Origin of the sequence: Paenibacillus lacisoli, assembly GCF_030580655.1 — a bacterium.
In the GTDB taxonomy this organism is placed as follows: Bacteria; Bacillota; Bacilli; order Paenibacillales; family Paenibacillaceae; genus Paenibacillus; species Paenibacillus lacisoli.
This window is the reverse complement of sequence record NZ_JAUQTB010000014.1, coordinates 1-21872: the sequence shown is the minus strand read 5'-3', so window position 1 is coordinate 21872 and position 21872 is coordinate 1. Positions and strand designations below refer to the sequence as shown.

Annotated in this window: 17 protein-coding genes, 1 rRNA gene and 1 riboswitch; of the genes, 14 read left to right on the top strand and 4 right to left on the bottom strand. The window is 53.0% G+C overall.

The genetic code is table 11. From position 1 onward, the window contains the following. Positions 1-97 precede the first annotated feature (97 nt). The 6 genes from Q5741_RS17805 to Q5741_RS17780 all read left to right on the top strand — a co-directional run bounded on the left by Q5741_RS17805 (position 98) and on the right by Q5741_RS17780 (position 6210). Complete coding sequence (locus Q5741_RS17805; protein WP_305025471.1) at positions 98-1096, top strand: amidase domain-containing protein; 999 nt, start codon at positions 98-100, stop codon at positions 1094-1096. A gap of 98 nt (positions 1097-1194) precedes the next feature. Further along, complete coding sequence (locus Q5741_RS17800; protein ID WP_305025470.1) at positions 1195-2289, top strand: D-alanine--D-alanine ligase; 1095 nt, start codon at positions 1195-1197, stop codon at positions 2287-2289. Positions 2290-2448: 159 nt separating this feature from the next. Further along, positions 2449-3450 (top strand): UV DNA damage repair endonuclease UvsE, encoded by a 1002-nt coding sequence (gene uvsE, locus Q5741_RS17795; RefSeq protein ID WP_305025469.1) that lies wholly within the window; start codon positions 2449-2451, stop codon positions 3448-3450. A gap of 108 nt (positions 3451-3558) precedes the next feature. Then, positions 3559-4458, top strand: coding sequence for an inositol monophosphatase family protein (locus tag Q5741_RS17790; RefSeq protein WP_305025468.1), 900 nt, complete (start codon positions 3559-3561; stop codon positions 4456-4458). Between the two features lie 52 nt (positions 4459-4510). Continuing rightward, positions 4511-4771, top strand: a complete 261-nt coding sequence (locus tag Q5741_RS17785; protein ID WP_305025467.1) for a hypothetical protein — start codon at positions 4511-4513, stop codon at positions 4769-4771. A gap of 161 nt (positions 4772-4932) precedes the next feature. Then, positions 4933-6210, top strand: coding sequence for a stalk domain-containing protein (locus Q5741_RS17780; RefSeq protein WP_305025466.1), 1278 nt, complete (start codon positions 4933-4935; stop codon positions 6208-6210). A 269-nt stretch (positions 6211-6479) separates the two neighbouring features. On the opposite strand, the gene Q5741_RS17775 is transcribed toward Q5741_RS17780, so the two are convergent. From Q5741_RS17775 to Q5741_RS17765, 3 genes are all read right to left on the bottom strand, one after another. Further along, positions 6480-7466: an ABC transporter substrate-binding protein gene (locus tag Q5741_RS17775; RefSeq protein ID WP_305025465.1), complete on the bottom strand. Its 987-nt coding sequence runs from the start codon at positions 7464-7466 to the stop codon at positions 6480-6482. 176 nt (positions 7467-7642) lie between these two features. Next, on the bottom strand, positions 7643-8959 hold the full coding sequence (locus tag Q5741_RS17770; RefSeq protein WP_305025464.1) for a glutamate-1-semialdehyde 2,1-aminomutase: 1317 nt from the start codon (positions 8957-8959) through the stop codon (positions 7643-7645). Between the two features lie 221 nt (positions 8960-9180). Continuing rightward, positions 9181-10242: an LCP family protein gene (locus tag Q5741_RS17765; RefSeq protein WP_305025463.1), complete on the bottom strand. Its 1062-nt coding sequence runs from the start codon at positions 10240-10242 to the stop codon at positions 9181-9183. Positions 10243-10425: 183 nt separating this feature from the next. On the opposite strand from Q5741_RS17765, the gene bcp reads away from it, so the two are divergent. Continuing rightward, positions 10426-10905: a thioredoxin-dependent thiol peroxidase gene (gene bcp / locus Q5741_RS17760; RefSeq protein WP_305025462.1), complete on the top strand. Its 480-nt coding sequence runs from the start codon at positions 10426-10428 to the stop codon at positions 10903-10905. Between the two features lie 68 nt (positions 10906-10973). On the opposite strand, the gene Q5741_RS17755 is transcribed toward bcp, so the two are convergent. Next, on the bottom strand, positions 10974-11609 hold the full coding sequence (locus Q5741_RS17755; protein ID WP_305025461.1) for a DedA family protein: 636 nt from the start codon (positions 11607-11609) through the stop codon (positions 10974-10976). Between the two features lie 237 nt (positions 11610-11846). Here Q5741_RS17755 and Q5741_RS17750 point away from each other — a divergent pair, with 237 nt between their 5' ends. From Q5741_RS17750 to Q5741_RS17720, 7 genes are all read left to right on the top strand, one after another. Then, positions 11847-13100, top strand: coding sequence for a polysaccharide deacetylase (locus Q5741_RS17750; RefSeq protein WP_305025460.1), 1254 nt, complete (start codon positions 11847-11849; stop codon positions 13098-13100). A 108-nt stretch (positions 13101-13208) separates the two neighbouring features. Beyond that, a complete protein-coding gene (locus Q5741_RS17745) occupies positions 13209-14195 on the top strand; it encodes an AAA family ATPase (RefSeq protein ID WP_305025459.1) in 987 nt (328 codons plus the stop codon). Further along, positions 14192-15496: a DUF58 domain-containing protein gene (locus tag Q5741_RS17740; RefSeq protein ID WP_305025458.1), complete on the top strand. Its 1305-nt coding sequence runs from the start codon at positions 14192-14194 to the stop codon at positions 15494-15496. The genes Q5741_RS17745 and Q5741_RS17740 overlap by 4 nt, the downstream gene beginning before the upstream one ends. After that, a complete protein-coding gene (locus tag Q5741_RS17735) occupies positions 15474-17774 on the top strand; it encodes a DUF4129 domain-containing transglutaminase family protein (protein WP_305025457.1) in 2301 nt (766 codons plus the stop codon). The genes Q5741_RS17740 and Q5741_RS17735 overlap by 23 nt, the downstream gene beginning before the upstream one ends. A 194-nt stretch (positions 17775-17968) precedes the next feature. Then, positions 17969-19507 (top strand): glutamine-hydrolyzing GMP synthase, encoded by a 1539-nt coding sequence (guaA, locus tag Q5741_RS17730; protein WP_305025456.1) that lies wholly within the window; start codon positions 17969-17971, stop codon positions 19505-19507. Positions 19508-19784: 277 nt separating this feature from the next. Then, positions 19785-19884, top strand: a riboswitch (purine riboswitch). A gap of 118 nt (positions 19885-20002) precedes the next feature. After that, on the top strand, positions 20003-21412 hold the full coding sequence (locus tag Q5741_RS17725) for an NCS2 family permease (RefSeq protein ID WP_305025455.1): 1410 nt from the start codon (positions 20003-20005) through the stop codon (positions 21410-21412). 386 nt (positions 21413-21798) lie between these two features. Continuing rightward, a 16S ribosomal RNA gene (locus Q5741_RS17720) occupies positions 21799-21872 on the top strand; the annotation flags it as partial.

The following is a 21872-nucleotide window of genomic DNA, read 5'->3' as shown; positions in this document are numbered from 1 at the left end:
GTGCTGCATCCTGACTGTTTCCAGTGAAACATACCTGGCCAAAGCCTTCATATATTAATGATAGGAAGCTTTCTGTAGTGAATAGGGGGGAAAAAGGATGGAAAAGGAATGGAAAAACACCTTGTTTGCCTACGTAAACCAATATAATCAGTGCGAGATCGATTTTCGGCCCCAGGCCAAGGAGAGTGTCATCGCGGATCTGGATGTTCTGCTGGAGCGGGGAAGCCGCATGGAGCGGCTGCAGCAGTGGTACCGGGAGCGTGAAGCTGTACCACTGCGCTGTGAGACCCGGGCCCGGTTATCCAAGCTGGTCCTGGATACGCCAGAGGAGGCCTGTGTAGATGTAAGTCTCTATATCCGGCTGTTTTACGAGAAAAGGGGCATGAATCACCGGGAGGAACGAATGGAGCAGGAACGGCTTACTTTTACCAGAGATGGGGGTCAGTGGGCAGTCACCCGGATTGAACGTTCTGTTCCGGAGCGGGGGCTTTCCGCCGGTGCTTATCCGTTTGAGCCTGCGGAGACCGTTCATGCTCATAATCTTCCACTCCTGAACCGTAAAGTGACGGGGCCCGCAAGCCGTTCGCGGAATGCGCGTTATCGTCGTGAAGAAGCTGTTGATTATGCAGACCGCTGGTGGAATTCGAGCAACCCCGAGTTCGAAGCCTTTGAAGTCGACTGCACCAATTACATCTCCCAATGCCTCTTTGCAGGGGGTGGGCCAATCCACTATACTGGTAGAAGAGAATCGGGCTGGTGGTATAAAGGCTTGGCCGCCGGACGCGAGCTTTGGAGCTACAGCTGGGCGGTATCGAACAGCCTGCAGCGATATCTGGACAGCAGTACATGGGGTCTTCGTGCCGAGCAGGTGGAGCGCCCGGAGCAGCTGGCTTTGGGTGATGTTATTTTTTACGATTGGGATGGAGACGGCACCTTTCAGCACAGTACGATCGTTACGGCTTTTGATGCAGGGGGAATGCCCCTGGTCAATGCCCACACAGTCAGCAGCCGCCATCGCTATTGGGACTATAAGGACTCCTACGCCTGGAATGACGCCACGGTCTATCGCTTCTACCATATAGCAGATCAGTTTTAGGGCGGCACGAAGCCAAATTTGAGGCGGCGCTGGTATCCCTGGACGAAATCGTTACAGAGCCGGCAGCAGCAGTATCAGACAGAAAGCGGAGGTTAGGCATGGAACAGCAGAAATTGACCGTAGGTCTTGTCTACGGGGGCAAATCAGGTGAACATGAAGTATCACTGCAGACCGCATACGCGGTAATGAATGCATTTGATTTTACGAAATACGAGATTATTCCTTTTTATATCACGAAGCAGGGAGAATGGCGCAAGGGCAGTGTACTCCATGCAGCTTTCAAGACAGTGGACCAGCTGAAGCTGGAACAGGCATCCGGTACCCAGGAAGCGCTGAATACGATTTTTGCCAAGCTGTACGGCAGTCAGAATCAGGTCATCGATGTTATGTTCCCGCTCCTGCACGGTACCTTTGGTGAAGACGGTACGATTCAGGGCATGTTCGAGATGGCGGACCTTCCCTACGTGGGAGCTGGTGTTCTGGCATCCGCCGCAGGCATGGATAAAGGGGTTATGAAGAAGCTGTTTGCCCAAGCGGGCATCCCCCAAGGGAAGTACTGCTATTTCAACTCTACACAGTGGAAGCAGAATCACGGCGAGATGCTGCAGCAGATCGAAGGGGAGCTCGGCTATCCGTGCTTTGTGAAGCCGGCGAATCTGGGATCCAGCGTCGGAATCTCCAAAGCGAACAACCGCGAAGAGCTGAACAAGGCCGTGGACTACGCGCTCGGCTTTGATCTGAAGATCGTGGTTGAAGAATTTATTGAAGCCCGCGAAGTGGAGGTCAGTGTCTTAGGTAATGATGAGCCTATCGCTTCTGTTCCGGGTGAAATTGTCTCTTCCGGGGAATACTATGACTACGCTGCCAAATATACGGACGGCAAATCCCAGATGCTGATTCCTGCCCCGCTTGATGAAGAAGTGGCCGATCAATTGAGGGAATATGCTCTTCATGCTTTTCGGGCGATTGAGGGCAGCGGCATTACACGCGCCGATTTTTTCGTGCGCAAGTCGGATGGAAGCATTTTGATTAATGAAGTGAATACGATGCCTGGCTTTACGCCTTACAGCATGTACCCGCTTCTCTGGAGAGAGACAGGGTTATCGTATGCAGCACTGCTTGACCGTATGATTGAGCTTGCATTGGAGCGTTATACAGCGCGGGCTGCATTGACTTACGAGAACGGCGTATAAGTTCGGATGACGAAGGGGAGGATAACTCCCCTTTTTGTATACCCGGTGTTTGGCATGATCCCGGACAACCTTTCCAATCCTCTAATGTGTAAAATGCCCCCATCCGGGTACATACAGTTCATAGATAATTGACATCAGCGCAGGAAAGGAATGAACGGCATGATTGTAAGATTCGGTTATGTTGCCATGTCCGTCATCGTCGAGAATGCTTCGCCCTCCAAAACGATGACTATGGCAAGCTTTAACAAGATTGGTGATCGTGAAGCGGCGATCCGCAAGCTGGAACGGATTGCGGCGGATAACCTGCACAATACACTTCGCCTGCTTCGTCACAATTTGGCCAGCGATATTCAGGTATACCGCTTTTCATCCAAGCTTATCCCGCTTGCTACACATGGGGATCTGCAGGATTGGGACCCGTTTCAGGCGCTGCAGCCTTCATTTGCGGAAGTAGGGGACTTCGTACGGAAGCATCAGATGCGGGTTTCCTTTCACCCGGATCATTTTACGGTATTGAGCACGCCGCGCCCGGAGGTACTGGAGAGTTCGATTCGAGACCTGAAACATCATGTTCGAATGCTGGACGCTATGGGGCTGAATGCATCATCCAAGAACAACATTCACATTGGTGGGGCTTACGGGAATAAGCCTGTTTCTGCCGGCCGGTTCGAGGAGAACTTCGCGGGACTGGACCGTTCCATACAGGAACGGCTGACACTGGAGAACGACGATAAGACATTTAATGCGGTGGAGACCCTGGAGGTCAGCCGCCATACAGGGCTGCCTATGGTGCTGGATATCCATCATCAATGGGTGAACAACGAGGGCGAGCAGCCCTGGGAGCTTTGGCCTGGTGTCCTCGAAACCTGGCAGTCTCCGCTTGCGCAAGCCGATTCAAGTCCGGATCAGCCGCTCCCGCCCAAAATCCATGTCTCCAGCCCCAAGAGCGAGAAGGATCCCCGCGGTCATGCGGACGGAGTATCCCTGGAGCCGCTTCTCACTTTTCTGCGCAAAATATCGGGTTATACACCCCGGCTTGATGTCATGATTGAGGCCAAACGGAAGGATGAGGCCCTGTTCGGTTTGATGGAGCAGTTCAAAGGCTTGGCAGGTGACGGCGTGAAGGTGCTGGATGGAGCCAGTATCGAGATCCAGCCGTGAAAAAGGGCCTTTCACGTCAGGATTTGGGGGGATTAAGAGAGCCAAATCTTGCATTTCAGGTGTATACTAAACAGTAAGAAATGCTAGTTCTAGCAGGCATTATATACAATGCTGAAACATGATACAGAAAGTAGAGTGAATGCTTTGGCAAACGATGAAAAGGTTCCATATGTCGTATCTGGCAAAAGCTATACCGCGGTAGCGATCAATGCTGCCTCCAAAGCGGGTGAGTGGATCAAGAGCAAGCTTGGCACGGTGAAAGAGCTGTCGACCAAGCAATCCCCGCAGGACCTTGTCACCGAAGTGGACAAGGGAGCCGAGCAGATGATCCGCCGTTTGATTATGACCTATTTTCCGGACCATGCCATTCTGGGGGAAGAAGGCGTCGAGCCTGGGGCGGACGCATCGTCCAGAGCGCTGGAGGCTGCCCGCGAGGAGGAATACCTTTGGATTATTGATCCGGTTGACGGTACGACCAACTTTGTTCACGGTTTTCCGTTCTTCTGCGTGTCTATTGCGCTGGCCCATAAGGGAGAAGTCATTATCGGTGTAATCTATGACCCGTCACGGGATGAAATGTTTGTCGCGGAGAAGGGCAAGGGCGCTTATGTCCATGGCAACCGGATGGCGGTCTCCGGCGAGAAAACCCTGGCCGAGAGTCTGGTGGCTACCGGCTTCCCGCCGGATCGCAATTTTGCCATGCCGCTGAATATGAAGACCGCCCAGGCCTTGATCCCTCAGGTGCGAAGCCTGCGCGCAGGCGGTTCTGCGGCACTGCATTTGGCTTATATTGCAGCGGGACGACTGAGCGCTTACTGTGAAGTGGGCCTCAATGCCTGGGATATCGCAGCTGGTGCCATTATGGTTCAGGAGTCGGGAGGAACCATCACGGATACTGCGGGACAGCCTTACGAGCTGTCGGTCCGTCACGTGCTAGCTTCCAATGGCGCAATTCATGATGAGCTGGCCGCGATATTGAAGCAAGAGGGAACTACCGGCATCGAGTAGTTAGCAGGAGTACATCTACTAATCCGATTCTATGGACAAGGAGTGAATGAATATGAGTCATCCGGAAGAACTCGAGCGCAAGCTTCATGATTTGCTGACAGAAGGTGAGATGGAGCAGGAAGACGTGAAAGAGCGCCAGCGGGAAGAGCTGCCTCCCCGGTACGAGATTCGCATTCAGACCCAGCTGGATCCCATTGCGGAAGAGACCCGCAGGTATCGCAGTATAGCCAAGGAATTGGATAACCGGTACGACAAATATGATTCTTCCCAAGAACCTGGTGAGCAGCATAGGTCCGGACCGGATTCCAAATAGCCGGCACAACTGTATATGTAATGCAGTGAATAAACCTGAGGCCCCTGAATGAACATTCAGGGGTTTTTTTGATATGAGTCTTCATGCTCCTCTATGCTGGGTAAGCAGAAAATGGTAAGATTTGATTGCTGAAAATGATGCCAAGCAGAAGGGAGTTCATCATGAACGTAAACTGGAAACATAGATTAAAAGCCTGGACTGGAGCTGCTGTACTCAGCACGGTGCTGTTCGGTACACTGGGAGGCAGCGCATTCACAGGGCAGGCGTCGGCGGCGGCAGCCAAAGCCGATGTATATCATATTGTCGCACTGGGAGACTCCATTACCGTAGGATTTGAGCCGGGGCTCGGCCAGGAGACGGGCAAAAGCGTGCCTTACGGCTATGTGGACCGTCTGCAGGAGCAGGGGCTGCTCCACGGACGTACCCGTACAGCCAACTACGCTATTGCTGGTCTGAAGACGGATGGCCTCAAGAACTATGTACAGGCAATCGCATCCGGACAGGTTATATCTAGTGAAGCGATCCAGCCGGCTTTGCCAGATCCCCGGGCCAACAGCGTAGGTGCCTTAGCTCCGGAAGCCAAAACCAAGCTGGCTGAAGCGGATTTAATCGTACTGACCATCGGGGGCAATGATGTCAGCAGCTTGACCCAGTCTGCTTCCGGCATGGACAGCGCTGCGGTCGGGGCCAAGGTTGAGGAACTGCTGAGCACTTATTCAGCTAATGTATCTTCCGTCATCGGCACACTGCATCAGCTCAATCCAGACGCGGAAATTGTGCTGGCTGATCAATATCAGCCGGTTCCCGCCATTGCAGGCAAGGCGCTGTATGATACGCTGCAGCAGGCAGCAGGCTTGCTCACGCGGGCTGCAGATCAAATCGCTGCGGATGCCGTTCAGCAGGGTGTTAACGTGAAAATTGCCCATGTGGCCAAGGAATTTGTTGGCGGCGAGCTCACGATGACCCACATTCTGTCAAGTGATATTCACCCGAACCAGCTGGGATACGATGCCATTGCCAAGGTGTTCTCTGAGACTATCTGGGGAGAATACCGGAAGCTGACAGCGCCTGATACGGGCCAGCCGATGAACATTATCGTCAAAGGCAACATGCTGCAGACGCCCTACAAGCCTGTTCTGCGCAAAAATGAGAACTATGTAGCGATTCAGGACATTGTGAATGCGATCGGGGCAACCACCAAATGGGATAACAAAACAGCGAGCGCAACCATCACCTACGGCAGCGATCAGGTTGTGGTGAAGATGGGCGCGCCAACCGTGCAGGTGAACGGCCAGAAGGTGGCTGTCAGCAGTCCGGCGTTCCTTAATAAGGTGGGCAAGGAGGACAAAACCTATGTTCCGCTGAAAGTTCTGGCCGTGGGCCTGGGACTCGACGTGCAGTATGATGCCAAGCTCAAAACGGTATTTATCAATCCTTAATACGAATAGAACTTGTAACAAGAACCCCTCCTGCAGCCAGCAATGGCTGAGGAGGGGTTCTTATTTTGAATCACTTTTAAACAGCTGTCTTCAAGTAATACTACTTGCACCATCCCCTGGCTCTCTGCGTTCCTCTGCTGCACGTACTCTTCTTCATCATCGCATAAATTTACACATTGTAGCACTTGTCCGAAGAGAAGGAGACAGGCAGCAGTCAAAAAAAGCAGGCATCTGCACAAAGTCAGATGCCTGCTTAGGGAAGCAGCGGTTTATTTCGTGAGTGCGCCCACAATTTCTTCCATGGTCTTCTCACCGGCGACCAGACCGGATACCGTCCAGTTGCCTTGATCCGCCAGTTCATGTACATGGCCTTCCTTGACAGCCTTCAGGTTTTTCCAGAGGGCCGTTTCGGTGCCTTTGGCGGCTTGCCCGACACCGTCAGCATTAATCAGGAAGATATGGTCTGCATCCAGATCCGCGAGCTTTTCCAGCGAAATAGCTTCCCAGGTCGCGCCCGGGGCGGGCAGGGAGGCCACCAAAGCTGGAACTTTTACGCCCAGATCACCATACAGCACGTTGCCGCTGGTGCGTGTCGGTTCCACGATGTACAGCTGCTGTTGGATTTGCCAGAGGATCGCAGCCGATTGGTCACCGATTGCCTGGTGAATCTTCTCTTTGGCATCGGCGGCCTTCTGATCATAATCCTGGATGGCTTTGGCGGCTTCATCGGATTTGTTCAGCAGTTCGCCAATTGTAGTGAGTGCCTTACGCCAGTCGGCTAAGATCTCATCTCCCAGTACGTAAGTCGGGGCAATTTTGCTGTATTGCTCGTACAAGCCTTTCTGTACACTGGCCTGTGAGCCGACGATGATGAGATCCGGCGCTGCAGCGGCTACTGCTTCAGGCGGCAAATTCCATTCGATGGTGGGCACAACATTCAGCTCGCTGGTCAGGTATTTCTGGACTGTCGTTCCGATAGCCCACTGTGCCACGGGTTTGACCCCGATCGCAACCAGGTGATCTTCCAGATAGGCAGCCAGCACTTTTTGCGGATGGGCGGGAATCTTCACCTCATGTCCCATGGCATCCTTGACAGTCTGCTCTGCAGCATCAGGCGTATCTTGTGACACGGTACCAGTGCCAGTGCTGCTGCCGGGATCTGACGTGCCGGTGCTCTGGCTGCCGCAAGCGGCAAGCAGCAGGGCCATGAGTGTCAGGCTGAGGACAATCAGTTTTATATTATGCTTACGTTTCATGAAGGAATCCCCCTATGTATGTTTTCTGCACTTCGCGCTTGTCGGAAGGGCATATCGTTGAGTGTAAGTATGTTCATGGTGTACAGACAGTATAATGATAATGATTATCATTTTCTTTGTCAAATAAAAAAACATCCGCTGCAGGCGTATATATCCGGCAGCGGATGTATTGCTTCTTATTTACCTTGAGCCATCAGACGGAATGCTTCATCAGCTGCTGTAAGTGTAGCTTCGATATCCGCATCGGTATGAGCTGTTGTCAGGAACCAGGCCTCGTATTTGGAAGGCGCCAGATTAATGCCGCGGTCCAGCATGTGGCGGAAGAACTCGCCAAATGCTTCACCGTCCGTATCCTGTGCCTCGTCATAATTCGTGACCGGATGATCGCAGAAGTGGGTGGAGAAGGCACCTCGGATCCGGTTGATGGTCAGAGGAACTCCATGCACATCTGCTGAAGATTGAAGACCTTCTGTCAGCGTAATAGCGAGACGTTCCATCTCTTCATATACTCGCTCGCCCTGCAGAACTTCGAGGCAGGCGATACCGGCTGAGATGGAGGCTGGGTTGCCTGCCATGGTACCGGCTTGATAGGCGGGTCCCAGCGGTGCGACCTGTTCCATGACCTGTTTGGTGCCGCCATAGGCACCGATCGGCAGGCCGCCGCCAATGATCTTGCCCAGCGCCGTCAGGTCCGGCTGGATCGCATCGTGATTCTCCAGGCCGGCATAGGTCTGTGTGGAGCCATAATGGAAACGAAAAGCAGTGATGACTTCGTCATAGATCACGAGTGATCCGTTGTCATGTGCCATCCGGCACAGACCTTCCAGGAAGCCTGGTTTCGGCATCACCATACCGAAGTTGCCGACAATCGGCTCAACCATAACTGCAGCTACGTCATCTCCCCAATGCTCCAGAGCCTGACGCAGCCCGTCCAGGTCGTTGAATGGAACGGTGATGACTTCGTTTGCGATGCTGGTCGGAATACCTGCACTGTCCGGGATGCCCAGCGTGGACGGCCCTGAGCCAGCAGCTACCAGTACAAGATCCGAATGTCCGTGATAGCAGCCGGCAAATTTGATGATTTTATTGCGTTTGGTATAAGCACGAGCCACCCGAATGGTAGTCATGACAGCTTCAGTGCCCGAGTTTACGAAGCGGACCTTATCCATGGAAGGGATGGCTTCCTTCAACATGCGTGCCAGCTGAATTTCCAACTCGGTTGGCGTTCCGTACAGGGCACCGTTGGAAACAGCTCTCGTAATAGCCTCGGTAATGTGAGGGTGAGCATGGCCGGTAATGATCGGTCCATATGCTGCGAGATAATCAATATAGCGATTATCGTCTACATCCCAGAAGTGAGCTCCCTGAGCTCTCTTCATAAATACCGGAGCCCCGCCGCCGACCGCTTTGAATGAACGGGAAGGGCTGTTCACGCCGCCGACAATATGCTCCAAGGCTTCTGTATATAACAGCGAAGACTGTTTGCGATTCATAATTTTACATCCTTTCGTTTATGGAATGCGGCATCTGCCTGATGGCCGAATTCATCCTGATCATGAACGATACCAGCTTTCAGAGCATCGTTTGCACCATGTACCAGTATACACGTTTCCGCCTGAGCGGACGACCAGCTCTGTTACAATTTTAGACCAACCGGCAGGGCTGATCGTTAAATCGAATCAAAAACAGGCAGCCCGCAGGCTGCCTGTTTGAATTAATTATCATTTTTGGATGAGGTTGAAGCACTGCTCTCAGAGGTACTGCCATCTTCACCGGCAACCGTACTGCTGCTGCCATCGCTGGAGACATGAACCGGATCCTGAGTCTGATACAGCTTTTTGATGTACCGCTTGAGCGATTCGGGGTTCTTGACGGTAATGACCTGTGCGCCGCCAATCTTCTCCTCCACGAGCTGGTTCATCGGTGGAATCTGTTCGCTGCTGCTCATACTGCTCTGATAAGCCACATTCGCCAGTTTCCACATATCCGATACATCCAGGTTGGTGTCAATGTAAGGACTGACCGCTTCCAGGATCGTGGGAAGTTTCGCAATGGAGGTCGTTGACTGCAATTTATCCCCTACGGCCTTCAGGAAATCACGCTGGCGCTCGGTCCGAGAGAAATCGGACAAAGCATCGTGGCGGAAACGAACATACTGCAGGGCGGTTGTTCCGTCCAGGTGCTGCATGCCTTCCTTCAGGTTAATGTCATACTCGTGATTGTCAGCGTTACTAAGGTATTTCATGTCCTTCTCCACGTAAAAATCGACGCCGCCGACCGAGTCCACCAATTTAATAAAGCCCTGGAAGTCGGTGTAGACATAGTACTGAATGTTCAGTCCCAGCAGATCGCCTACCGCTTTCATTGCCGTATTCGGGCCATGTGTGATTGCGGTGTTGATCCGGTCCTTGTTATGTCCCGGAATGTCGGTATACGTATCGCGCAGAATGGAAAAGAGATGGATCTTCTTCTTCACCGGGTCCAGGGAAACAACCATCATGCTGTCGGAACGCGGGATTTCTCCCTCGCTGAAGCCGCGTGCATCGACACCCATCAACAGAACATTGACAACTTCCGTGCCTTCCCACTTTGGAGGATCAGGGGTTTTAACCTGTTCAACCTGTTCAATACTATGGAAAGGGGAATCCTCGCCTGTTTTTTGAAGACCTTGAAGCTGATTATAGATCGAGCCAAAGTAATAAACCGCAAAAATAATAATACCCAAAACCACCACGCCAAGAACCGTCCATAGGGTTCTCTTGGTCTTTCTCGTCATCCGGTGTTCTTCCTTTCCATTACAAAATGCTGGTATAAAGAGACGGCATCCATATCATTTGGGAACAAGCTATTGTAGCTTTTCAATAGACTCCATTATAATTTCTTTTCGTAATACAATCAATTTTCGACTTTTGCCGGAATCTCGGCAGCTTATGGGTCATAGAAGGGGAGAGAAGTAGATATGGTATTAACTCTCGGTCAACTGGCACCGGATTTTACGCTGCCTTCCAGCAGCGGGGATGACGTACAGCTGTCCCAATACAGGGGGAAAAAGATTCTCTTATATTTTTACCCCAAAGATCTCACTTCAACCTGTTCTACACAGGCTTGTGATTTCCGGGATCGGGAATTGGAGTTTCGTGATCTGAATACCGTTATTCTGGGTGTCAGCCCGGATCCGGTCAGCCGTCACCATAAGTTTATCGAGAAATACGGGCTTCCGTTCGACCTGCTGTCGGATGAGGATCATCGTGTGTCCGAGACCTATGGCGTTTGGCAGCAGAAGCAGATGTATGGCAAAACCTATATGGGCATCGTCCGCTCGACTTTTCTGATTGATGAGGAAGGTAAACTGATTCGGGAGTGGCGCGGCGTCCGGGTCAAAGGCCACATTGAGGAAGCGCTCGCGACCGTGCAGCAGCTGGAACAGGCAGCAGAGTAAACCGAAATATGCACTTGATGCAGAAAAGCAGTCCCGCTTCAGGGACTGCTTTTCCTGTATAAGGTGTGTCAGTTTGAACGTTGACGGGTCTTCCCCTTACGCCGGGAGAACAGAGGCTTGCGGTACTTGTACAGGAGGATCAGGACAATAAGGATGCCCAGAACAGCTGCAGCACGCACGGAGAAATGCTCAACGAGCTGGAATACAGCGCTCCATTGGGGGCCGAATACTTTGCCGATGCTGATGAACAGGATGACCCAGAGCAATGCACCACTGTAAGCGTATAGCATGAACTTTCTGAAAGGAAGGGCTATAATGCCGGCAAAGTAGCCTGTAAAGTGGCGGACACCCGGTATAAAATAGCCGATGAAAATCAGACCGTAACCGTATTTTCGGAACCACAGCTGTGTTTTCTCCAGCTTGCTTGGATTAAGAAACACCCACTTGCCGAAACGCTCGATGAAAGGGAGACCGGCCTTTTTTCCAATAAAATAGGTAATGGTCATGCCGATAGTTGTCCCGAGAAAAGCGACACCGATCAGCTGCATAAATTCCAGCGAACCTTTATAAGAGAGATATCCGGCGTAAGCCATCGTTGTTTCTCCCGGAAAGGGCAGTGCAATGAACTCGAGCAGTAGGCCGAAGAACAGCACACCGTAACCGTAATTATAAAATAATTGCTCCATCCACTTCAGCAATTCCACAACGTTCACACTCCTGATGACCTGCTTAGTCCTGACCTAATAATACCGGAGGCAGGCTTATAACAACCGATAGGATGGTTGCATTCAATAGAAATATTATTAAGGTAGAGCGCGTTACTATAGTCTTTTTACGGAAGGCCCTCCATATAATCTATTAAATTCGTTTTCGCTAAAGGCCTAACAAATCCTTATTCTAGCAGAAAACGGAACTTATCGAAATGTTGGAGGTAGAGAATCATGGCCGCAAATCGGAACCAAATAGGCAAACGCACAGCAATCTGGTGTATGCTGCTTCTGATGATTATGGGAACGTTCCCGCTGCAGGCGGCTGAAGCGTCTGAGGCGGGAAACCGGTCAACTGCAACAGGCAAAATCGTGTACCTTACCTTCGATGACGGTCCCGGCAAGTATACAGGAGAAGTTCTTGATATTTTACATACCTATCAGGTAAAAGCGACCTTCTTCATGGTTGGACAGGAGGCCAAACGTTATCCCGAGCTCGTGCGGCGGGTGTATGAAGAAGGACATGCTATAGGAAATCATTCCTATAATCATAGATACAGTGAGATGTACGACTCATTCGTTCATTTCTGGAAACAGATCAAGCAGACAGAAGAAATACTTACATCCATTACAGGCAGCCGGCCCAGCCTGGTGCGTGCGCCTGGCGGGACCTATGGCCATTTCGATCATACCTATTTCAATTTGCTGAAGCAAGGCGGTTACCAGGTGTTCGACTGGAATGTGGACAGCGGGGATTCGGCTCGGCGGAACGTACCGGCAGCAGAGATCAAGAGTCATGCAACCCTGTCATCTGCAGTCCGGGGGGATGTCATTCTGCTGATGCACGACGGCGGGGCTCACAGGGAGACGGTGAAGGCACTGCCTGCGATTATCGAGCATTACCGTTCTGCCGGATATCAGTTCGGTATATTAAGCGAAGAACAGGAGCCGGTACAGTTCCGGGTGGCAGCTTCCTTGCCCTACAAGCGGCTACCGCCTGATGCCGGCTGGGTGAAAGCGAACGTGGAGGCCAATGCAGAGCTGTTCGCAAGGGGTCCAGGTCTGACGATCGAAGCCGGCGCGGTCACTACTGAATTACAGCCCGGTGAGTACAGGATTGAACGGGGACAGTATGTCGTGCCGCTGCGCAAGACCGTCGAACGGCTGGGAGGAACCGTTACATGGAACCGTTCGGGGCAGGAGGTAGAGACCCGGCTTGGCCATGCTCGTTTGATCATCCCTGTTGGCACCCCGCGTTTTACCGTACTGGAGTCGGATGCCATGCGGGCGGCCTATGACCCGACGGCATCCCTAGTGAGGGCGGCGGGAGAGGGAGCCCCCGCTTCGCTTCGTCATTCGATTCTTATTGGGGAAACTGTCTGGTTTCCGCTGCGCGAGCTGCTGGAGAAGAGCGGCTACCAGATTACCGGAATCTACAGCGGTCCGGAGGCGCGCCGGGTTAAGGCACAGGAAATCTCTATTTTCTAAGCAGGTCTATGTCTATTTACTCTCTTATCCGGCAACACTGCTACTAGATTTCTGCCAAGCAGCAACACTGTAAGGCGGATGGATAACGGATAGGGAGGGGCAAGCAGAATGAATGCAGCCAATTCTTTTGATTACCGGAACGCACCGGAGCTGCTGGAGCAGATTTTGAATCGGGTGGAGAGGGTGATTGTCGGCAAAAGGCGCGAGATCCGGCTGACATTAATTGCGATGCTGGCTGGGGGCCATGTGCTGCTAGAGGATGTGCCTGGAGTCGGCAAATCCATGCTGGTACGAACAATGTCAGCAGCCCTCGGCTGCAGCTTCGGCCGGATTCAATTTACGTCGGATTTGATGCCCGCAGATATTACGGGATGTTCGGTGTACCATCCAAAGACCGGTGATTTCGAATTCCGCCGCGGCCCGCTGTGGGCAAACCTGGTGTTGGGTGATGAGCTGAACCGGGCATCAGCCCGAACACAGTCGGCTCTGCTGGAGGCAATGGAGGAGCGGCGTGTGACGGTGGACGGCACGACTTATCAACTGCCCAGACCGTTTACCCTGATTGCTACTCAGAATCCTCTGCAGTTCGAAGGGACCTGCCGTCTGCCTGAGGCGCAGATGGACCGGTTCCTGATTAAGATTGCCATGGGATATCCTGATCCGGAGCAGGAATTCGACATGCTGGGCCGGCTACACGGTGAAGAGGCACTTGAGCGCATTAAACCGGTCATACTGGCAGAGGAGCTTGCGGTCATGCAGCGTCAGGTGATGACGGTGCACGTGGATGATTCCATCAAGCGTGCGCTCGTTGAAGCCGCAGTCCTGTCACGCACGCATCCGGCTATCGCACTTGGACTCAGTCCGCGCGGCACACTGGCCTGGCAGCGTGCCTCCCAGGCGGCAGCCTACATGCAGGGACGCCACTATGTGACACCAGACGATGTGAAAGACATGGCGGAGCCGGTTCTGGTCCACCGTCTGCAGTTTAATGGCATTCATCCTGGGCCGAGCCGGGGCGCAGAATTAGTGGAAGAACTTATTTCGTCGGTCCGGATGCCTTTAACCGGCTATGGCGGAAGAGGGGCGAAGGCATGATCGGGGCTTGGCGGTGGCTGCTGGCGTTATGCTTGGCGGCAGGTCTGTACGGATTTTACCTCTGGCACGGCGGAGCAGCTTTGCTGCTTCTCACGGTGCTGTCCTGTCTGCTGATCGCCGGCGGTATGATTTCGTGGACGGGGGGGCCGCGCACAGTTCAGCTCAAGCATCTGATCCATCCTGCGGGAAGCCAGACAGAACCTGCACACAGGGTGCAGGTGCAATTGAACTTTCGCTCCTGGCTGCCGCTGCCGTGGCTGATCGTTGAGGATGTCCTGGACGAGGATTTCCATCGTCACCTGCTGCTGCCCGGCTGGAGGCGGCAATTCACTTACGAGTACACGCTGACGTCCATGCAGCGCGGTGTGCACACTATTCGGATGACGGAGCTGTACTGGGGCGGATACCTCGGAGGATTTATGCATAAGCGTACGCTGCCCGTCGAGGTTTCGTTTACCGTTCTGCCAACGCCAAGCTTTGGCGGGGAGCAGAGCCTTGGTCTGGCTGGAGCTCGCGCTCCGGAAGGGATCATAACGGCGGAGCCGAGATGGAAAGGCAGCCAGTATGAAGGACAAGTCCGTACATATGTATCGGGAGATCCGCTGAACCGGCTCGATTGGAAAGGCAGCGCACGCAGGGGAAGTCTGCATACACGGCTTCCGGAGCCTGAACAGGGCCAGGAGCTGCAGATTCTGTTGAATCTGGATCCCGCCGCTTATCCGGGATACCGCAAAGGTATGCTCCATCCCGGATTTGAAGCCGTTGTCTCCGCCGCCGCCGGCTGGGCTGTCCAGGCGGAAGCTGCAGGAATTGCGCTCTCTCTTGAGCAGATGTGGCCCTCCAGGGACATGGAGGACGCCATCGGGCAGCCCTTTCTAAAGCCCGTATTCCGGCGTGGAGAGACGCTTGGAGATATTCAGCAGCAGCTGGCCGTCATTCAGCCGGGGGACGTCTGCATGACAAATCATGAATGGTATGAGGCATCCCGGGGCTTTCCGACGCAGTCAAGGAGTACGGTCATCTTGACAGGCAGCCTGGATACGGCGACGGCCGACACAGCCATGAGGCTGGCGGCATCAGGCATCGTAACCGCTATATACAGACTCCCCCTTCCGGAAAATAAGGACACTTCCTCTGCAAAGGAGCGCATGGAACAGCTGTCAGCCGCAGGTGTAGCGGTAAGGGAGCTGCCGCCGCAGCCTGTCCTTCCGCCTTCTCTGCAGAATGCCTCTCGCTCGAATGGAAGACTGGCTGATTTGTGGACGGAGGTGAATTCTCATGCAGGAACCTACTTCCACTAAAAGCGACCCGCTGATCCTCAAAATCACGTGGAGCTTATTGTTGATGGGAATTTGCCTGGAATGGCTCCAGCCCTTGCAGGCAATGACAGGGCGAGTGATGACGGGGGGAGAACAGACATGGCTGAAAGCCTGCTGGATCCTGCTGACGGTCCTTCTCCTTGCTATTGGATTCCTGCCTGTACCTGCGAAGACAGGGGCTATGTTGAGGGTGGCTATTCTGACAGCTGCACTGTATGTCATGACTGGCAGCGGAAGTCCTGCCGCTTGGCTGCATGACCAGGGTCAGGCTTTATGGAGCGATTTGCTCTCTTGGCTTGCAGCAGACCCGCATATGAGGTTCAGCAGCCAGACGAGACTGCTGGTCATGCTGACAGGTTGGGGCCTGATGGTCGCCTCGGTGCAGCGGCTCATGCTGTATCGTCTGACACTGTTCTTATTCACTGGAGCTACAGTGGCTTACCTGCTCCTGCTGGAGGCCCTCTCGGGACCTGACATGTTCTGGCCTGTGGGCAGAGTCGTGCTCTGGGGAATTCTGCTGCAGGGAATCTTGAGGAGGAACATTCTATGGCTCGCAGCAGACTCTGCAGACCCCTCTTATGAGGACCGCGCGTCGTTTGTGCGCTGGTCAGCGGGGACTGCTGTTTCTGCTGTCCTGCTCCTGCTGCTGGGGACCGCCGCGGTTGGCATTCTGCCTCATCAATCGGCGGGCAACTTGTCCCTTGAACGTGTCTGGTCCCGTGTTAGCAGCTGGACAGATCTTGATTTCGAGCCATCACAGCCGGCGGCTGTCACCGGCTATGGCAGTGAGGACACTCCGCTGGGGGCGCCGCTGATGCAGGAAGATCGGCCTCTGTTTGAAGCGGTCAGCCCTCTGCCCGCTTATTGGCGCGGAGAGTATCGGAGCTGGTATGACGGGAGACAATGGAATTCGCAGGGAGAAAACTACCAGACGATTCAGCCGGGCAGTGCAATACCGGAGGACACAGCGATTATGGACAGCCGCCTCTGGCACACGGTAAGCCAGACCATCACGTTTCATCGCCAGCCGCTGCCTCACGAACCCTTATTCATAGGGGGAGTACCTGTTTCCATGCAGTGGCTCCCGGCAAGCCAGAAGAACCCGGAAATTCCGTCACCCGAAAAAACCGGACAGGCCGGAACATCAGGTGAACAGTCCGTGAACCCCGCGCTTGAGCAGAACCTCTCCTCTGGACTGGTCCGTCTGGGGGACGAGCTGCTTCCCCCGGATATCCGGAGCTACCGGATGGATGTGCTGGTGCCTGACCGCAGTGCAGAACGGCTTCGTCATGCTGCAGGGGATGATCCGCCGTCTATCCTGGCCAAGTACACCCAGCTACCAGCCAGCCTGCCTGGTCGGATCGGGGAGCTGGGACACCGGATTATGCAGGGAGCGGGCAGCCGTTATGATGCGGTCCAAGCGACAGTGTCCTATCTTGACGAACATTATTCTTACACCCTAAATACGGAACAGCCGCCGACCGGCCGTGATTTTGTTGATGATTTCCTGTTCGTTTCGAAGAAAGGATACTGTAATCACTTCTCCACGGCCCTCGTCGTGCTGCTGCGGAGTCAGGGCATCCCGGCCCGCTGGGCCAAGGGGTTCGCGCCGGGGACACCTGACCCGCAGCAGCCGGGTCATTATCAGGTGACAACCGCGGATGCCCATTCGTGGGCAGAGGTGTACTTTCCGGGCGTAGGCTGGCTTCCCTTCGAAGCCACGCCCGGTTTTGCCGCCGCAACGCAGGCGCAGCCTGCTCTGTCGGGGGCGGTTGCTGGCCAGGCTGCGAGCAAGCCGCTGCAGCCCCGCGCAGGCGCGGCATGGGCCGCCGCGCCGCTGCATATGCTGCGGCAGCTGGGCACTGCCGCCGCCGAGCGCCCGCTGCAGGCAGCCGCCGCCATGGCGGGGCTGCTGCTCGCCGCTGCTGCGGGCGCTTACGCATGGCGGCTGCGCACCGCCATGCAGCTTGGGCTGCTGCTGGCATGGCCGCGCAGCCGCTTTCCAGACCGTGAACGGCTGCTGCGCGCCGCCGTCACGGTCTGGGCTGCCCTTGCGCGCCGCTGCGGGGCAAGGGCACCGGGCCAGACGCCGCGGGAGTACGCGGCGGTGCTGGCTGCCCGCAGGCCGGAGCATGCGGGCGACATCAGCCGCTTCGCCGAGGCGTGGGAGCGGCTGGCTTATGCGCCCGAGCATCCCGGGCGCATGGAGACACAGGCATTTCTGCGCCTGTGTCTGCGTCTGGCGAGCCGCTTGTTCTGAGACGTAGAGCGGCGATCATCCGAGCTTTCATTTCTGGAAATAACACTATTCCGATCTGTGGGGTTGATAATGGTAATTGCCAGGATGGATGAATTGCCCAAGCTCGGTTGTCATGAATGCCAGGTCCTTCCCTTCCTTGACGTTACGAATTGTCGTTTCGTATAATGAATCCAATAATTGAGGGAGGCACGGTAATGAATAAGCCAAATGAAATTGTTGTTGTTCTGGATTTCGGAGGACAATACAACCAGTTAATAGCAAGAAGAATCCGGGATTTGGGAGTATACAGCGAACTGCTGCCGTACAATACACCGGCTGACAAAATCCGCGAACTGCAGCCGAAAGGCATCGTCTTCTCTGGAGGACCATCCAGTGTATACGCGGAGAATGCACCTCATGTAGACACAGCGGTGTACGATCTGGGCGTTCCGATTTTCGGAATCTGCTACGGCATGCAGCTGATGGCACAACAGTTGAACGGCAAGGTAGAACGGGCGGACAAGCGTGAGTATGGTAAAGCGGATGTAGTATTTAATGAAGGAGCAGCTCTGGCCAAAGGTCTGGAAGCCCGTCAAACGGTATGGATGAGCCATGGTGACCATGTTACAGGCCTGCCGGAAGGGTTCAAACTGGATGCAGGTACAGAGAGCGCGCCTGTAGCAGCCATGAGCGACGAGGAACGCCGTCTGTATGCGGTACAGTTCCATCCTGAGGTTCGTCACTCTGTGCAGGGCAACGAGATGATTCGTAACTTCCTGTACGAAGTCTGCGGTTGTGAAGGAAACTGGACCATGGAATCATTCATCGAGGACCAGATTCGTGAGATCCGCGAGAAAGTGGGCGACCAGAAGGTACTGTGCGCACTGAGCGGCGGTGTGGATTCTTCCGTGGTAGCTATGCTTATTCATAAAGCCATCGGCGACCAATTGACCTGTATGTTCATCGATCACGGCCTGCTGCGCAAGGGAGAAGCTGAGAGCGTAATGGAGACGTTTGTCGGCAAATTCGATATGAAAGTGGTCAAAATTGACGCACGCGAGCGCTTTATGTCCAAGCTGGCCGGTGTCGACGATCCGGAGCAGAAGCGTAAAATTATCGGTAACGAGTTCATCTATGTGTTTGAGGAAGAGTCTGCCAAGTTTGACGACTTTGCATTCCTGGCACAGGGTACTCTGTACACGGACATCGTAGAGAGCGGTACAGCTACGGCACACACGATCAAATCGCATCATAACGTAGGCGGTCTGCCTGAAGATATGAAGTTCAAGCTGATTGAGCCGCTGAGCGCGCTGTTTAAGGACGAGGTCCGTAAAGTGGGCGAGGAGTGCGGTCTGCCTGAAGAAATCGTGTGGCGTCAGCCTTTCCCAGGTCCAGGTCTGGCTATCCGTGTGCTTGGAGAAGTGACGGAAGAGAAACTGCAAATTGTTCGGGATTCTGACTACATCTTGCGTGAAGAAATCGCGAAGGCGGGCCTGGATCGTGAAATCTGGCAGTACTTTACGGCGCTGCCTAACATGAAGAGTGTCGGCGTTATGGGTGATGCACGTACGTATTCCTATACGGTAGGTATCCGTGCTGTAACCTCCATCGACGGCATGACTGCAGACTGGGCACGTATCCCTTGGGATGTGCTGGAGAAAATCTCGGTTCGCATTGTCAACGAAGTCGACAACGTTAACCGGATCGTCTATGATGTGACATCCAAACCGCCTGCAACGATTGAGTGGGAGTAATCCCCTTGTTTTCTGCTGAAAAACCCCCGTCCATTTTGGACGGGGTTTTTTTTGTATAGCATGGAGTTTGCGGGAGCAGGCCATAATAGCATAAGAGCATTTTAGATAGCTAAAGCACAGAGGATTTGGGAAAATTAAGTTGATCATACACGGATTGGGTGGGCAAAAAGAGCGAAAAAGTGTTTTTTATAGCTCATATGCGAACGATTTCATGGATATTACATACAATGTTCGTTTTTATGTTGACAAATTCATAGGTGCCGCCCTAAAATGAAAAAGCAATCAAGCATATTTTCTTCGTATAATCCCGGGAATTGGCCCGGGAGTTTCTACACGGTCACCGTAATGACCTGGCTACGATGTGAGAGAGAATCCAGTAACGGGAGAGGTATTGTTCCTTTCGTTAGTGGATATATCTTTTTTAACGTCGGTGCCTGCTCAGGTTCCGGCTATTTTTGGTTTGACAGAACAGAATCTTATTAGGGGGAATCTTTTTTGGAGCGGTTTTTTAAACTCAAGGCAAACGGAACTACCGTACGCACCGAAATTATGGCGGGCCTTACCACGTTCATGGCGATGGCTTACATACTCTCGGTCAATCCGAACACGCTGACTGCTTTTGGCCAGATCGAGATGGGTTGGTACTCGGTTTTCCTGGCAACTGCGCTTGCAGCAGGTATTTTCACTATTGCAATGGGATTGTTCATTAACTTCCCTGTGGCATTGGCGCCAGGCATGGGACTTAACGCTTATTTTGCATCGGTTATTCTTGCATCGGCCACTTCGGATCACCCGTTTACCTGGCAGATGGGCTTAACGGCGGTATTTATCTCCGGTTTGATTTTTATTCTGCTGACGGTAACCAAGGTTCGACAAATCCTTCTTGTCGCTGTACCTGATGGCCTTAAACATGCGATTACAGTAGGTATTGGCTTGTTTATTACGATTATTGGTCTGAAAAACAGTGGATTGATGACGATTGGCGTTGAAGCGGGAAGCGATATTCCGGCTCACAAGCTGACTGATGTCCTTTCATTTGAAACGGTAATTCACTTGGGCAGCCTGGAGAACACCAATGTGCAGCTCGCCCTGATTGGTCTGATCCTGATTGCTATTCTGATGGTTCTGCGTGTGAAAGGGGCTATCCTGTTTGGTATCCTGGGTACAACGGTTGTAGCCATGCTGATGGGCGCTGTAGATTTCAGTACGCTCTCCGGTAAGGATGCTCATTGGACGCCTGATTTCAGCCAATTGAACTTTATGTCCTTTGACTGGGAAGGTATCCTGCACACAGGAATTATTTCGGCTATTGCTACTTTTACTTTTGTAGAGCTGTTTGATACCTTCGGTACGCTCGTAGGTACAGCGCAGCGCGCAGGCATCATGGATAATGAAGAAGAAGGACGCAAACGTGTTGGCAAAGCCATGTTCGTAGATGCTGTAGCAGTTGCCGGTGGTGCCATGATGGGGACTTCCACAACGACAGCGTATGTTGAAAGTGCAGCGGGGGTGGCTGAAGGCGGACGTACAGGTCTGACAGCTGTGACGACAGGCGTATGCTTCCTGCTTGCATTGTTCCTTGCACCCATTGCCGCATTGATTCCAGGTTCAGCTACGGCTGCAGCTTTAATTATTGTAGGCGTGCTGATGGCGCAGTCGATTCGTAATATTGATTTTCAGGATATGGTTATTGCGATTCCGGCATTCCTGACTTTCGTGATCATGCCGTTCACTTACAATATCGCTAACGGGATCTCCTTCGGGATCGTCACGTATGTGATCTTGGCCGTGGTGGCTAACCTGGCTGCGAATAAGACAGGGAAGAAATATCATATTCACTGGATGATGTGGGTATTGGCCGTGCTGGTTATCCTTCGTTATGTACTGGTGGGCAGCCAAGGGTAATAAAGTGAGCAGCGTCTCTCCAAAATGGAGGGACGCTTTTTTTGTGTATAATATGTAGAGATTAATTATGAGGAACTAATAATAAAATTAATTTAAATAAACACTTGCTAACTAACTTGGTTATGTGGTATATTCTTATTCCGGCCAATTGAGCTGGTTCATAGCTGGGTAGCAAGCGAAAAGAAAGTTTAAAAAAAGCTTGCATTTAATAAGTGGCTGTGATAAGATATAAAAGTTGCTGATGCGACAAACTGAAGCGATGAAGTGAAATGCTTGATCTTTGAAAACTGAACAACGAGTGAGTATCGCTGTTACGAAAGTAACGGCAAACCATGAGAATTATATCTCGTCAGATTCAAAATGAGCTTATCGCTCTTTTCAATACTTTATTGGAGAGTTTGATCCTGGCTCAGGACGAACGCTGGCGGCGTGCCTAATACATGCAAGTCGAGCGGGGTTT

What these genes read in the sequence shown, in the direction of transcription:
- Q5741_RS17805 (WP_305025471.1), top strand. Translation starts at nt 98, where the DNA reads ATGGAAAAGGAATGGAAAAACACCTTGTTTGCCTACGTAAACCAATAT.
- Q5741_RS17800 (WP_305025470.1), top strand. Translation starts at nt 1,195, where the DNA reads ATGGAACAGCAGAAATTGACCGTAGGTCTTGTCTACGGGGGCAAATCA.
- uvsE (WP_305025469.1), top strand. Translation starts at nt 2,449, where the DNA reads ATGATTGTAAGATTCGGTTATGTTGCCATGTCCGTCATCGTCGAGAAT.
- Q5741_RS17790 (WP_305025468.1), top strand. Translation starts at nt 3,559, where the DNA reads ATGCTGAAACATGATACAGAAAGTAGAGTGAATGCTTTGGCAAACGAT.
- Q5741_RS17785 (WP_305025467.1), top strand. Translation starts at nt 4,511, where the DNA reads ATGAGTCATCCGGAAGAACTCGAGCGCAAGCTTCATGATTTGCTGACA.
- Q5741_RS17780 (WP_305025466.1), top strand. Translation starts at nt 4,933, where the DNA reads ATGAACGTAAACTGGAAACATAGATTAAAAGCCTGGACTGGAGCTGCT.
- Q5741_RS17775 (WP_305025465.1), bottom strand. Translation starts at nt 7,466, where the DNA reads ATGAAACGTAAGCATAATATAAAACTGATTGTCCTCAGCCTGACACTC.
- Q5741_RS17770 (WP_305025464.1), bottom strand. Translation starts at nt 8,959, where the DNA reads ATGAATCGCAAACAGTCTTCGCTGTTATATACAGAAGCCTTGGAGCAT.
- Q5741_RS17765 (WP_305025463.1), bottom strand. Translation starts at nt 10,242, where the DNA reads ATGACGAGAAAGACCAAGAGAACCCTATGGACGGTTCTTGGCGTGGTG.
- bcp (WP_305025462.1), top strand. Translation starts at nt 10,426, where the DNA reads ATGGTATTAACTCTCGGTCAACTGGCACCGGATTTTACGCTGCCTTCC.
- Q5741_RS17750 (WP_305025460.1), top strand. Translation starts at nt 11,847, where the DNA reads ATGGCCGCAAATCGGAACCAAATAGGCAAACGCACAGCAATCTGGTGT.
- Q5741_RS17745 (WP_305025459.1), top strand. Translation starts at nt 13,209, where the DNA reads ATGAATGCAGCCAATTCTTTTGATTACCGGAACGCACCGGAGCTGCTG.
- Q5741_RS17740 (WP_305025458.1), top strand. Translation starts at nt 14,192, where the DNA reads ATGATCGGGGCTTGGCGGTGGCTGCTGGCGTTATGCTTGGCGGCAGGT.
- Q5741_RS17735 (WP_305025457.1), top strand. Translation starts at nt 15,474, where the DNA reads ATGCAGGAACCTACTTCCACTAAAAGCGACCCGCTGATCCTCAAAATC.
- guaA (WP_305025456.1), top strand. Translation starts at nt 17,969, where the DNA reads ATGAATAAGCCAAATGAAATTGTTGTTGTTCTGGATTTCGGAGGACAA.